The sequence below is a fragment of the Paenibacillus sp. WG02 genome (genome assembly GCF_055396115.1).
The window spans coordinates 4,121,742-4,135,094 of the sequence record NZ_AP036016.1 but is presented as its reverse complement, the minus strand read 5'-3'; the positions used below and the strand labels follow the sequence as shown (position 1 = coordinate 4,135,094).

The following is a 13,353-nucleotide window of genomic DNA, read 5'->3' as shown; positions in this document are numbered from 1 at the left end:
CTGAAATCCAGAGACCGGTTTCTGTCATATCACTGATCATGTTTCATTCAAGTGTGGCGACTTTTCCAAGATCTTGACCGTATCACCAAACACACGCTCAACATGCCTATCTCCCCATCTGCACATGAAATGAAGAAGCTCCTTTAGACTCCAGCCATATTCGGATAGCTCATACTCGACTTTAGGCGGTACCTGGTTATATGAAAATCGGGTAACAACCCCATCCTCCTCTAGTTCTCGCAACTGCTGTGTAAGCACTTTTTGTGTAACCGTTGGCATCAAGCTCATCAGCTCACCGTTGCGCTTCTTTCCGAACGTGAGATGGAACAAAATGACTGGCTTCCACTTGCCTCCAATCACTTCGAGCGTCACTTCCACGGCCGTATTATACGTTTTCCCCGGATCCAGCATAGGATTCACATCGCCTCCCTGACCTTTACCATACCGTCTGAAGCTCACCGGTGCAACCCCTACGTTTTTTTATTATCGTACTAATGTCTTCGATCCACTCTCACTTCTCTTACTATATTTAAGAAACCATAAATAAATGAGTTAATATAGATAATGAAGGAGGCGAAATAGTATGCCCGATATAACAAGCAACATAGAAATAGGAATAAGTACATTTTTGGAAACTACACCAGACCCAGTGACAGGAGAGGTCATCAGCCATGCCGAGCGGTTGCGCAATGCGGTTGAGGAAATTGTACTGGCCGATCAGGTCGGGCTAGATGTCTATGGTATTGGAGAGCACCATCGCGCCGATTACGCTGGTACCTCGCCTGCAGTCGTGCTGGCAGCAGCTGCTGCCATGACCAAGCGAATCAGACTCACCAGTGCCGTTACCGTGCTGTCCTCAGACGATCCGGTTCGCGTGTATCAAGCGTTCTCAACCCTTGACGGCATCTCTAACGGCCGAGCCGAAATTATGGCGGGCAGGGGTTCGTTCATTGAATCCTTTCCACTATTCGGATATAGTCTGGATCATTATGACGAATTGTTCGAAGAAAAGCTGGAACTGTTGCTTGCGATCCGATCTTCTGAAAAGGTAAATTGGCGCGGTGGTCACCGTCCCGCCATCCATAATCTCGGGGTTTATCCTAGGTCCGTTCAGAGCCCACTGCCAGTATGGATCGCAAGCGGCGGGAATGCTGAATCCGCAATTCGGGCAGGAATGCTGGGTCTACCGATCGTATTCGCCATTATCGGCGGAATGCCAGAGAGTTTTGCTCCCTTAGTTGCACTCTACAAAGAGGCTGCGATGAAAGCTGGTCACGATCCTGACAAGCTGTCAATTGCGACGCACTCGCACGGATTTGTCGGAGAAACGACCGAGCAGGCTGCCGATTTATTCTTCCCTTCCACGCAGGCCCAAATGAACGTTATCGGGCGCGAACGGGGTTGGGGGCAGAATTACAACCGCGGAGCTTTTGATGCTACGCGTAGTATTCGAGGCGCTCTTTATGTCGGTGACACTGAATACGTCGCAGAAAAAATCCTTATACTGCGTAAAAATTTGGGCATCACGCGATTCTTCCTGCATGTAAATGTTGGCACAATGCCGCACCATCAGGTCATGCGTGCCATCGAGCTGCTAGGCACCAAGGTAGCGCCAATTGTACGACAGGAGCTCGCCCGAACCGAAGCCAAGAAATAAGATGAGATAATCATTGTGATTTGTACAAAGTTGATCTGTTGCTGACGTAAGGATTCGTACTATTTTCTAAACCCTAGGGAGGTTATGGTTATGATCGTATCCGAAGAAATTTATCAGTCCTACGGCATGGATAAAGATTCCTTTATTGCGTTTATGAAAGAAAGAAGTCAGAACACTGCTATCCGTACGCTTGGTATTGAGATTGTAGAGCTAACTCCAGATCGCGTTGTGATGACGATGCCAGTCGGACCGGCAACTCACCAACCAGCGGGGATTTTACATGGCGGGGCTTCTGTACTATTGGCTGAGACCGCAGCCTCTATTGCATCTGAAATTAATATCAATAAAGAGAAACATGCAGCTGTAGGACTTGAAATTAACGCCAATCACCTCAAAAGTAAGCGAGATGGTATCGTAACAGCTGTGGCAACTCCTTTGCACAAAGGCAGAAAAACAATGGTTTGGGAAATTAAAATATCCGATGAGAATAATCAACTCATATGTATTTCTCGCTGTACGGTCGCGATCATTGACAAAAAATAATTTTACTGAATAGAAATGAAAAGGCTGTCCCAATAATGATAAATTCATTAGAGGGGCAGCTTCTTCATGGCTTCACGGGTTCATAGGGACATGCATCCTATCTACCAGGAGTAGGCTTCCACTAAGGGAACGTAGCGACATGCAGCAATACTCGAGAACATGTAAACTCTACAAGTGCTCAGGACGTCCCTCTAACCAATCCTCAAGAGCAGCAACCCTCTCCGGATATTTGTAGCTCCTGGCCAAAAATCCTGCTCCATGCGCTAACATGGGATCCTGGTCTGTCGGTTGGTAACGCAAATCCACGCTCCACCTGACTTCATTAGATAGATTCGGTGTTGACATATGGAGACAGCGATCGTTGAATAATATTGCGCTGCCAGCGGAAACGGGCAATACAACTGTCTTGGTGTTCCCTAATTGACTTTCTTTCAATGCCGTGTACCCAGTTCCAGTTTCGGTTTCTTGGTGCCATTTCAAAAGTGGTTTTCGGTGTGTCTTCGGTTTAATATGCAAACAGCCATTCACTTCATTTGCGTCGATTAAAGGGATCCACACAGTGATGACTGGATTGGAATTGGCATCCGGCCAGTATGATTTATCTTGATGCCAAGGCACTGCTCCAGCGGCAACCCTCGGAATCTTCGGCCTAACATTATAAACCGGATTCGAAAAGAGCTCGCCACCAATCAAAGATTCGACCGCATTAAGAATTTTAATGTTGCTCATTAAATGAAAATATCCAGGTATCCGGTCACGCCAGCTTCGCCCGTATTTCAAAAAATCTTCAGCGGTTAAATGTTGAAAAAGTTCCGCAAGCCGATATTTAAACGGGCGGTCAACCAATTTGTCTTCAATCAAGCCGTCACGAAACAATTCATCGGCAATCATGGAAACCTTATACGTCATCGCTTCCTGTACAGGCGCTAATTCCTCATTGGTTAATAAGCGATCAAGTACGATGTAACCTTCCTCATTGTAAAAATCAATTTGTTCTTTAGTTAAAGATCCGCTCTTATATTCTTCCTCCATCTCTATCACCTTTCCATATTTACAGAAGAACCTTCTACCCAACTACAGGATTGAAGGTTCTTTGCAAATTCATCATTTACTTATTTTTTATACACTTTATCATAGGCATCCTGATAGATTTTGATGAATTGATCCATGCCGGAATCTTTAAGACCTTTCAAGTAGGCATCCCAGTCTTTATCGATGCTTTTGGCTCCCATGATAAACTGCAGCATGGACTGTTTGACATAGTCTGTAATGATCGGCTTCAGCTGCTTCACTTGATTAGCCTGATCATTGGACAAGAAGATATCCGTCGGGAACTCTTCTTTCGGTTGATGTCCTTCATACAATTCTTTCGTCGCTTTGTATAAACGTGTTTCCAAGCCATCCATCGTATAAATGTCTTGACTGGCTGCATACGAAGTTTCGCGATATTCGGCTGAACGAAGGTTCGGTCCCATTTGATTCCAATGGTCATTCTGCACTTGACCTACTCCATAAGAAGTTTCCTTCACTTTGAACTTAGCTGCAGTACCACGTGTGTTTTTATCGTTAGCATCCGCTTTCACCCAATTGCGGCCTTCTTCCCCTGAGTTGGACATGGTCGTGCCCTCTTCTGAGTATAAATAATCGGCGAGACGAATGGCCGCTTCCGGATTCTTATTTTTATTCGTCACAGCAAACACCGAGTTTCCGATACCGATGAAGTGTGCTGTGAACGAGGCACCGTCTGGTCCAGTAAGCGGCGCGATCGGATCATAGTCTTTGTGGCGTGTTGCCTTTGGCGACGCATCCGTGAATTCGCCGAACCAGCCTGCCGGAATAGCACCGGCAATCGCTGTATCAGGACTATTCCCTTTTTGGGAAAGGGCATCGGATTTTTGCGTAAAAGCTTCCTTATCGATCAAGCCTTCCGCATATAGTTTATTCAAAAATTGCAGACCTTTTTTAAAGCCTGGTTGATCAACCGAAGTTGCCAGTTTCCCTCCATTCATCATGAAATAATTGTTATCCGGATTATAATAGACGAAAGCATTCATAATGAACGTTTCAACATCCGTGTGCCAACCGGTCGGCGAACCCGTTAACGCAATTTCATCAGCTTTGCCGTTGCCATTCGGATCCTTTTCTTTAAACGCTTTCAACATGTTGTAGAAATCGTCTGTCGTCTTCGGCGCGCTAAGGCCGAGTTTTTGCAACCATTTGGTGTTCACCCACATTTTAGCGGAAAACTGGCAGTGATAGCATTCGTTCACAGAAGGAATCGCATAGATATTTCCATCCGGTGCAGTGATCGCTTTTTCCAAATACGAAATGTCTTTAAACGCCTTCTTAATGTTCGGTGCATATTGATCGATCAACTTGTTTAACGGGAGAAGAACACCTTGTTGACCATACAGCAGTTGCTCCTCTTTCGTTAGATCCCCTGACATGAAAATATCAGGATAGTCGCCACTGGCAAGCAGCAGCTGTTTCTTCTCCTTCAAGGCCGCTGACTCTCCCGGCACAAGCTGCCAGTTCAAATGAATATTCGTCTTATCTTCCAAATACTTGGTAAACCAATTTGTATTCAAATCTGCAATATTAGCCGATTGCGGCGCGAAAGCACTCATCGTAATTTTATTTTTAGCAATGGGAAAGCCTGTTGCATTAACGTTCGCTCCCCCGGTTGCGCTTCCACCCCCATTAGGGCTAGCGCTATCCTTCGGCTCATCGCTTTTGGACGTACAGCCGATTACAAGCATAGTGATGAATAAAATTAGGACCACCGATTGCCATGTTTTTCTGGTTCCTCTACTTACCATATTCAAAACCCTCCTTGTTTTTCATAGCCAATCAATCCTTGGGGGCAAACCTGATCTGTTCGTGCCTCGCATCCCTCCTCTCAGTAAGTAAGATTCAACCTTTCAGAGAACCAATCAATAACCCCTTCACAAAATGTCTTTGTACAAAAGGATACAGAATAAGAACAGGTGCGCTTGCGACGACGATCAGCGAATATTTAAGCAGCTCCTTCAAACCTTGTCTTTCCGCAAGTTCTCTGACATCTTTAATCATCGTAGGATCGATTGAATTCAGAATCAGAATGTTCCTTAAAATGAGCTGCAGCGGATACAGATTAGCCGATTTCAAGAAAATCAAGGCTTCAAAATAGGAATTCCAATAGCCGATGGCGTACATGAGCACTAGAACGGCGATGATTGGCTTGGAAAGCGGAATCACGATTCGAAATAAAAACTTAAAGTCGCTGCATCCGTCCAAATGTGCCGCCTCCGTTAGTTCCGAAGGTATCGATGTCTGAAAAAAAGTCCTCGCTAGAATAACTTGCCATACTGAAATCGCGCCTGGAATAATCATCGCCCATCTCGTATCGAGCAAGCCCATCCCCTTCACAGTCAAATAATAAGGAATTAATCCCCCACTGAACAGCATCGTAAAAACGAATAGTGCTGTAATGACGTTGCGACCATAAAAGTTTTTTCGGGAAAGCGGATACGCAGCCGTTATCGTTAGCGAGACGCTAAGCAGTGTTCCGAAGAAGAGATAGAACAAAGAGTTCCCGTACCCCGTCAAGATTTGCGGATTTTGAAATACAGCTTGATAACCACGAAGTGTAGGTTCAACCGGGAACAGCCAAACCTTACCTGAGATGACGGCTGATGACGAACTGAAGGATGAGCTAACAATATAGATGAGCGGATAAGCTACAATAATCAAGCATAGGATCAAAAACAAATAGACAAAGAACAAATAAATTCTGTCCACACTGTTTTCAAGAATACGAGTAGGTGCCTTTCGCACTTCTAGCGTCAATGTCTGATCGGGATTTACCATGTTCTCTTCCTCCTACCACAAGCTCGTCTCCGAATTTTTTCTCGCCACATAGTTGACCACAATGAGCAGCAGCAAATTAACGATAGAATTAAACAGTCCGACTGCTGCGGAGAAACTGAAATTCGCTCCGACCAAGCCCATTTTGTAAACGTAGGTGGAAATAACCTCAGACGCCCCAACATTAATCGCATTTTGCATCAGGTACACCTTCTCGAATCCAACATTCATGATTTGCCCTGCATTCAAAATGAGCAGGATGACGGCAGTCGGCATTAGGCTCGGCAAATCGATATGAATCATCCGTTGAAATCTAGAAGCACCATCCACTTTGGCAGCCTCATACAAATGCGGATCAACCCCTGCCAGAGCGGCAATGTAAATGACTGAGGCATATCCCGTGAACTGCCATACGTCGGAAAGTACATACACGGTTTTGAAATACTCGGCTTTGACATGATATTCTCAGCTGGGAATCCGAACTTATCTGCTAAGAGATGAACAAAGCCGAGCTGCGGGGAAAGGAACAGCATAATAATCGAAACCATGATGACGGTTGAAATGAAGTACGGCGCGAACGTGACCAGCTGTACGGCCCGCTTAAAAATTCCGTTTCTCAACTCGTTCAAAGCAAGTGCGAGTATAATCGGCGCCGGAAACCCGATAAGAAGCGAGTAAAGGCTAAGCAGCGATGTGTTCTTAATGACCCTCCAAAAAATGGGTAGATGGAAAAAGTCTACAAAGTGCTTAATACCAATCCAGTCGCTTCCCCAGATCCCTTTGGTAACCATATAATTTTTAAAAGCAATCTGCACGCCTGCCATAGGTACGTATTTAAAAATAATCAAATACACGAGTGACGGCAAGATAATCAGATAGAGTTGCCAGTTCTTCTTTACCATTCTAAGTGCTATACTCATGATACTCCCCCTCACCGCATTTACGTTAAAGTAATTATTAAGCGCTTACAGGATCTATGATATAGGACCTAGAATTATATTTATAGTGATCATTCTTAAGCAGTAGTGTCCGTTCATAAGGTGGTGATCTGAGTCATAACGAAGCCAACGATTAACTTTCAAAACTTGTCGATTGTGAAAAAAATGGCGATAGGCTATATCGTTATCATCTTTATTCCGATTATTTCATTCGGCCTGTTTCTGTATAACCAGAACTACAATAGTTTTCTCGACGAGTACGCGCAAGGCAGGCAGAAAATTGTTAATCAGGTGCTTAACAACTTAAACGTAAGCACGGTGCAGATCGAATCCGCTTATCAGCTGTTTCAAAATAATTCGAATACCATTGCTTATTTAAGTGGGAACTATCGGACCGATTTCGAGCAAGTATCTAATTTTTTGACCTACATCAGACCCTTGTTTTCTTACATTTTGTCATCCAATCGACTGATCGACGGCATGACCATCTACATGGAACAGCAAAACGGTATGGTTTTTCGGCCCGAAATGGCCAAGATGGACGAGTCCAAACTAGACGAGAGCATCAAGAAGCTCCCGCTGGGTGTTGGGAAATGGATTACGATAAACAACGGGGCGAATCCAGACATTAACCTACATTTTGTCCATAAAATCGGAAACCGGAATTTTGAACAGGATATCGGTCTGCTCGATATTAAAGTAACTTCGAAATTAATAAAACCTTTATTAGAATCGCTAAATTTAAACAACAGAAGCAATTTATATGTGCTTGATCAGGATCACCAAGTCATTTCACTTGTGAAAAGGATCCCTTTATCTCAGGATTCCGAACAGGCCTTATTTGCCGATGTCTTCCAATCGAACGCTAAATTCTCCTATCAACAGGTTAACGGAAATAAAATGCTCATTGAATCGTTTTATGCAGATAGCCTTAAACTGCAGTTTGTTATGATTGAGCAAGTGGACGACGTCTTTATTGGCATCAAAAAAAATAAGTACGTGCTCGTACTAACGGTGTCCATCCTTTTATTACTGCTTTCCGGTGTTTACTATCTGATCGCAAGCTCCATTACGAAGCGCATTTTGAAGCTTTCCAAACATATGCGTCAGGTTGATGAAAATCATTTCCCGCTCTATCACGGGGAAATTAATAAGGATGAGGTCGGGCATCTGACCTCCGCTTATAATGCGATGATCAGGCGTATGGATGAGCTGGTAAATACCGTACACCGTTCGGAAATGCTGCGGAAGGAATCCGCCTATCTCATGATGCAGGCTCAGATCAAGCCTCACTTCCTGTACAATACTCTCGAATCGATTCGTATGATCGCTGAAACGAACGATGACCCAGAAGCAGCTGAGATGTCATATACACTTGGCAAATTATTTCGATACAGCTTATCGGGAACAAAAAGCGAGACTTCGCTTAGAGAAGAAGTTGAAAATGTACAAGATTATATCAAAATCCAGCAAATTCGACTGGCAGACCGACTGCAAGTATCTTTCGATATTGATGCTGATATTGACAACTTTCATTGCCCCCACTATATGCTGCAGCCCATCATTGAAAACAGCATTGTTCACGGGATTGCAAATGTAAGAAAACAAGGCTCGCTTTCGATCCGCATTTGGGAAGATTCCGCGTTCATGTTCATTTCCGTTGAGGATTCTGGTGCAGGCATTGAAGAAGAAAGGCTTGTACTCATCCAAGGCGTCTTAAACGGTAAAATGGATGTCCATCATTTGCAAACGGATGGCGGGGGTCTCGGTATTTTCAATGTAAACGAACGGGTGAAAATGTTTTTTGGCGAACGTTCGGGCATTCAATTGGAGAGTAAGCTAAACGTGGGGACGACATGTATACTCAAGCTAGCTAAGGGGGCAGCACAATGAAGCTGATGGTTGTTGATGATGAGCCTATCATTTTAAACGGGATTATCCGCATGATCCAGAAAGCGAATACTCCGTTTATTGAGATCGTCGGCGCTGCCGATGGCTTTGATGCGCTGCAAAAGCTAGCCTATTTTCAGCCCGATTTGATCCTTACGGATATTCATATGCCGGAAATGGACGGACTCGCTCTTATTAAAGAAATACAAACGCTGAACCTCTGCAGCCGTTTCGTTATTTTAACCGGTTATGGTGATTTCGCTTATGCTAGACAAGCTCTGCGCTATCAAGTCATCGATTATTTGCTGAAGCCGATTAATAAAGAAGAACTGCTCACTGTACTCACGAAAGTTGAGCAAACGATTCGGGAGGAACAGCAGCAATCTATCGAGCATGACCTACTCCTGCTCAAGGAACATATCCTATACAATACGCCAATAGAGGACATTCCGATAAAGCCTGAGCAGCTGCACTCCCTGCTTCCCGATCCATATACGACGATCATTGTCTTCCAGGCATACGAGGATGTTCCCCTTTTGACGGACGAACGTCTGGAAGGTATACGTACCCTACTAGAGCAAGTTTGCAAGAATACGTACACTGTCCAGTCCCGGTTCTTACGACAAACTGTGCTCATTGCGAACGGTGTCATTGTACCGACAGACGAAGAGTTAAAGCGTTCATGCGGCGAGCTGTTCGAACTGAAGAGGATACAGGGCAACGGATATTGCATCGGAGTCAGTGTGAGGAAGAACGATAATGAGAACTTACGTGATCTGTACATTGAAGCGATGGCCGCGATGTTATTCAATCGTTACTTTTCCAATTGCAATTTGACCCTATATAGACCAGAGTCGGAAAACCTGCATAATGACTATGACCAACTAGTGAATTATATTGAACATTCACTTGGTCAACAGATATCGATTGAGCAGATCGAGAAGGACATTCAGTCCATACTGCCGCATTTCTCCGGCCATGCGGATTACAATAACAAGCTGCGTGAGCAGTTTCTTATTTGCGTTAGTGTCTACTTGCAGAGTGTTGGCCTAACACCTGAAGTTATTTGGGGTGAACATGCGGCAACCAAACTGTTTTCGCCTGCCAACACCCCGCTTGAGAATATCAGTGTCTCAGAGATCATCGCGCAGCTAATTCGCTATGCACGCAGCACCGATCGCCAGCAGCCTAACATACAGGCAATCGATAAAATCGTCGCCTTCGTGGAACAAAATTACAAGCTGGATTTATCGCTCGATGCCGTTGCGGATCATGTGCAAATGCATCCCAATTACATCAGCATGTTGTTTCGTAAAGAGATGGGACTAACCTTCCTCCACTACTTGCATACGTTCCGCCTTGCCAAAGCCAAGCAAATCATGCAAGAGAATCCGGATTGGCCGATCAACACCATTGCAGAGCTTGTAGGCTACGAAAATCCGCGGCATTTTTTCAAAGTGTTTAAAAAATTCGAAAACATCACCCCTGGGCAATACAGGCTTGGAATTTCATCGTGATGAATGTCCTCAGGCTTCTACCCTTTCGAATGAATAAAAGCCGCGAAAAATAACGCGGCTTTTTTCCTATCCTTTTTACCAAGCATAGGCCTGTGGAGCTGATCCCCCTGGACCCGGGAAGATTTCATCTAGTTTCTGCAGCGTTGATTCATCCAGTTCAATATCAACAACACGCAGTGTATTTTGAAATTGTTCTAGCGTACGCGGCCCAATAATCGGCGCTGTCATAGCTGGATGAGCTAGCGTCCATGCCAAGGCTACATTCGCTTCACTCTCACCAAGTTCCTTGCTTAAAGACGCGAAAGCCTCCAGCTGTGCACGAAACTTCTCTACCCTCTCAGGGTTGCTCGCTCGCTTAGAGCCCTCAATCGGCTTCAAGGCATTACCGCCTAGCAGTCCGCCATCAAGCGGGCTCCATGCGATTACACCAATTCCAAGTTCCTGTGCCGCTGGCAGTACTTCAAGTTCAGGCAGCCTGCATAGCAAGCTGTATTTGTGCTGCTCGGACACCAGACCAATTAGATGACGAGCTTTGGCTTCATATTGCGCTTTCACCAAATCACGACCTGCAAAGTTACTAGATCCAACATAGCCGATCTTCCCTTGATACACCGGAACTTGGAAAGCTTCCCAAAGCTCATCCCAAGATACGTTGCGATCCACATGGTGCATTTGGTAAAGCTCAATATGATCCGTTTGTAAGCGGCGTAATGACGCGTCCAAATGACGACGAAGCTTGTAAGCGGAGAGCCCGCCTTCCCGGTTAGGTCCGTCGTTCACATCGTGCATGTCTCCATAGAACTTCGTAGCAAGGATCGTTTTCTCTCTGCGTCCGCCGCCTTGTGCGAACCAGCGACCTATAATTTCCTCCGTACGCCCAGCATTCTCTCCCCAACCATATATATTAGCCGTATCAAAAAAGTTAATTCCAGCATCCAAAGCAGCGTCCATAATTCGAAAAGCTTCTTTTTCCTCTGTATCTACACCGAAGTTCATGGTTCCAAGACACAATTTACTGACTTTTAAGCCCGAACGACCTAAGTAAGAATATTTCATCATTATCTCCTCCAGTAGTTTAATAGAGCAAAGCTCGTTTCCATCGTGAAGTGATATCTATATTTTCATATCTCCATTCTTATAATACTTGAATCTGGGATGTTTCAGAAGTACGCACTTTTCTTTAACATAGTTGGCTTAGGGTAATCTACTTACCTAAATGTTAGTACTATTTTGATAAAAAATAGCTTGAAAACTAAAGAAAGGACCTGAGGCTTTGCCTCAGGTCCTTTGTGTGCTAATCCATATGTTTGAGCTTGGGGAGAGAATTGGATATAGGGCTCCAACCGCCCATATTCACTTTCTCCATGATCATCTTCTTTTCTCTGCAGAGCGATTTTGGAAGCTGTCGAAGAGCTAACGAACCGTGCACACGCAATTGTCCTCATCATGCGCATACTCGAATGGCTAACGAATCGCAGCCTCGTTACGTTAGCGAAAAAGAGTGATTTAGGGCTGTCTTTCCTGCAATAGCGTTTTCTCGATTCGTTAGACTATCAAAAGCCCGCTTTTGGGCTTCATAACGTTTTCTGAGTTCGTTAGCGTTTGTCCACAATGAATCGACAGCCGACTTTGCACAATTGCAGAAGTTTTTGAATGGCCACCTTAGAAAGGGGATACCCTTAAGCTCTACCTCGAAACTTATACTTTCTGTAATGTAAAAAGCCGCGACTAGCGCGACTTTCAACCTTATACCTTTTTAACAAATTCGGACTTTAATTTCATGGCTCCGAAATCATCAATTTTGCAATCAATATCATGATCCCCATCAACTAAACGTATATTCTTAACTTTTGTGCCTATTTTTATAACGGAAGAACTTCCTTTTACTTTAAGGTCCTTGATAACAGTTACCGTATCACCGTCGTTTAAAACATTTCCATTGGCATCTTTAACTATTTTTTTATCTGCATGATCTTCAGAATCCTGTTCTAAAGTCCACTCATGTGCACATTCTGGGCAAATGAATAGACTCCCATCTTCGTATGTGTACGCTGATTGACATTTTGGGCAATTTGGTAAATCTAGCATGAATCTCTTTCCCCCATTCGTTATATGCTTATATACTGCCATAGTCTTCTCATATTAACAACCCTTCTGGAGAAATCATGATCGCAAATTAGTAACGAATGTAACTGGTGTTACAAATGCACCTTTTACACCGCAAGAAGGCGATACGGTGCTGCAACGAAGTTTAATAAGGATAAAATAGTTTCTCCAAATTAACTAAAATGATACTTCATAAATGGGCAGACTGCGGCAGCAGCTGCTCTTTTTATTTGTAATATTTTACTTTTGCTTCTTGCACAAGGTAAGATAAACGAAACAACCAAAGAAATGAGATGATTTCAGATGGAGAAAATAATGAAAGTGTTAGCTATTTCGGGAAGTCTGCGTCAAAAGTCATCTAATACTGCACTTATGCACGCGATTATAGGTTTAGCCCACGAAAATATAAACTTTACTATTTATAACGGTTTGGGTGATCTACCGCATTTCAACCCTGATCTTGACGTCGATGACGGACCAGAATCAGTCCTAGATCTTCGTACACGACTTAACGAAGCGGATGCCGTTCTTATATGCACACCCGAGTATGGGAACGGAGTACCTGGGGTTTTGAAAAATGCATTGGACTGGTTAGTATCATCAGGTCAGTTTATGAATAAACCGACAGCGGTCGTCACCGCATCTCCTACTCCTATGGGCGGTGACAAGGCGCATGATTCAATTCTGCTAACGCTGAACATGATCAATGCCAAAATTGCTGAGGGTGGAACCATGATGATCCCCCATATTAACTTAAAACTTAATAAAGAGGGCGTCCTTACGGATGCTTTAACCGAGACAGGTTTAAGATCCCTGCTTGAAAGTCTTGTAAAGGCTTCTTCATAAGTACGATTCG

11 protein-coding genes and 1 pseudogene are annotated in these 13,353 nt (G+C 44.2%); 5 read left to right on the top strand and 7 right to left on the bottom strand.

The features are described from left to right. Nucleotides 1-36: 36 nt before the first annotated feature. Complete coding sequence (locus ACBP55_RS18540) at nucleotides 37-411, bottom strand: winged helix-turn-helix transcriptional regulator (RefSeq protein WP_029197116.1); 375 nt, start codon at nucleotides 409-411, stop codon at nucleotides 37-39. 193 nt (nucleotides 412-604) lie between these two features. Between ACBP55_RS18540 and ACBP55_RS18535 the strand changes: the two genes are divergently transcribed. Then, nucleotides 605-1,657 carry an LLM class flavin-dependent oxidoreductase gene (locus tag ACBP55_RS18535; RefSeq protein WP_464653350.1) on the top strand — a complete coding sequence of 351 codons (1,053 nt, stop codon included), beginning with the start codon at nucleotides 605-607 and terminating at the stop codon, nucleotides 1,655-1,657. A 153-nt stretch (nucleotides 1,658-1,810) separates the two neighbouring features. Then, on the top strand, nucleotides 1,811-2,200 hold the full coding sequence (locus tag ACBP55_RS18530) for a PaaI family thioesterase (RefSeq protein ID WP_029197114.1): 390 nt from the start codon (nucleotides 1,811-1,813) through the stop codon (nucleotides 2,198-2,200). A 168-nt stretch (nucleotides 2,201-2,368) separates the two neighbouring features. On the opposite strand, the gene ACBP55_RS18525 is transcribed toward ACBP55_RS18530, so the two are convergent. The 4 genes and pseudogenes from ACBP55_RS18525 to ACBP55_RS18510 form a co-directional block, all read right to left on the bottom strand. Further along, nucleotides 2,369-3,232, bottom strand: coding sequence for a phytanoyl-CoA dioxygenase family protein (locus tag ACBP55_RS18525; RefSeq protein ID WP_464653116.1), 864 nt, complete (start codon nucleotides 3,230-3,232; stop codon nucleotides 2,369-2,371). Nucleotides 3,233-3,312: 80 nt separating this feature from the next. Next, complete coding sequence (locus ACBP55_RS18520) at nucleotides 3,313-5,019, bottom strand: ABC transporter substrate-binding protein (RefSeq protein ID WP_464653115.1); 1,707 nt, start codon at nucleotides 5,017-5,019, stop codon at nucleotides 3,313-3,315. 94 nt (nucleotides 5,020-5,113) lie between these two features. Next, entirely contained in the window at nucleotides 5,114-6,049 is a 936-nt protein-coding gene (locus tag ACBP55_RS18515) for a carbohydrate ABC transporter permease (protein WP_051253682.1), read from the bottom strand. A 12-nt stretch (nucleotides 6,050-6,061) separates the two neighbouring features. Further along, nucleotides 6,062-6,966, bottom strand: a pseudogene (locus ACBP55_RS18510) (ABC transporter permease). Between the two features lie 174 nt (nucleotides 6,967-7,140). Here ACBP55_RS18510 and ACBP55_RS18505 point away from each other — a divergent pair. Further along, nucleotides 7,141-8,877, top strand: a complete 1,737-nt coding sequence (locus ACBP55_RS18505) for a sensor histidine kinase (RefSeq protein WP_464653349.1) — start codon at nucleotides 7,141-7,143, stop codon at nucleotides 8,875-8,877. Further along, on the top strand, nucleotides 8,874-10,391 hold the full coding sequence (locus ACBP55_RS18500; RefSeq protein ID WP_464653114.1) for a response regulator: 1,518 nt from the start codon (nucleotides 8,874-8,876) through the stop codon (nucleotides 10,389-10,391). The genes ACBP55_RS18505 and ACBP55_RS18500 overlap by 4 nt, the downstream gene beginning before the upstream one ends. Nucleotides 10,392-10,466: 75 nt before the next feature. Here the strand turns inward: ACBP55_RS18500 and ACBP55_RS18495 are convergent, their stop codons facing one another. Both ACBP55_RS18495 and ACBP55_RS18490 read right to left on the bottom strand, forming a co-directional pair. Then, nucleotides 10,467-11,447: an aldo/keto reductase gene (locus ACBP55_RS18495; protein ID WP_464653348.1), complete on the bottom strand. Its 981-nt coding sequence runs from the start codon at nucleotides 11,445-11,447 to the stop codon at nucleotides 10,467-10,469. 690 nt (nucleotides 11,448-12,137) lie between these two features. Beyond that, nucleotides 12,138-12,479, bottom strand: coding sequence for a zinc ribbon domain-containing protein YjdM (locus tag ACBP55_RS18490; RefSeq protein WP_173190805.1), 342 nt, complete (start codon nucleotides 12,477-12,479; stop codon nucleotides 12,138-12,140). Between the two features lie 321 nt (nucleotides 12,480-12,800). On the opposite strand from ACBP55_RS18490, the gene ACBP55_RS18485 reads away from it, so the two are divergent. After that, nucleotides 12,801-13,343, top strand: a complete 543-nt coding sequence (locus tag ACBP55_RS18485) for an NADPH-dependent FMN reductase (protein ID WP_464653113.1) — start codon at nucleotides 12,801-12,803, stop codon at nucleotides 13,341-13,343. Nucleotides 13,344-13,353: the final 10 nt, after the last annotated feature.

Coding starts and splice junctions, on each gene's coding strand:
- ACBP55_RS18540 (WP_029197116.1), bottom strand. CDS start 411: ATGCTGGATCCGGGGAAAACGTATAATACGGCCGTGGAAGTGACGCTC.
- ACBP55_RS18530 (WP_029197114.1), top strand. CDS start 1,811: ATGAAAGAAAGAAGTCAGAACACTGCTATCCGTACGCTTGGTATTGAG.
- ACBP55_RS18525 (WP_464653116.1), bottom strand. CDS start 3,232: ATGGAGGAAGAATATAAGAGCGGATCTTTAACTAAAGAACAAATTGAT.
- ACBP55_RS18520 (WP_464653115.1), bottom strand. CDS start 5,019: ATGGTAAGTAGAGGAACCAGAAAAACATGGCAATCGGTGGTCCTAATT.
- ACBP55_RS18515 (WP_051253682.1), bottom strand. CDS start 6,049: ATGGTAAATCCCGATCAGACATTGACGCTAGAAGTGCGAAAGGCACCT.
- ACBP55_RS18500 (WP_464653114.1), top strand. CDS start 8,874: ATGAAGCTGATGGTTGTTGATGATGAGCCTATCATTTTAAACGGGATT.
- ACBP55_RS18495 (WP_464653348.1), bottom strand. CDS start 11,447: ATGAAATATTCTTACTTAGGTCGTTCGGGCTTAAAAGTCAGTAAATTG.
- ACBP55_RS18490 (WP_173190805.1), bottom strand. CDS start 12,479: ATGCTAGATTTACCAAATTGCCCAAAATGTCAATCAGCGTACACATAC.
- ACBP55_RS18485 (WP_464653113.1), top strand. CDS start 12,801: ATGGAGAAAATAATGAAAGTGTTAGCTATTTCGGGAAGTCTGCGTCAA.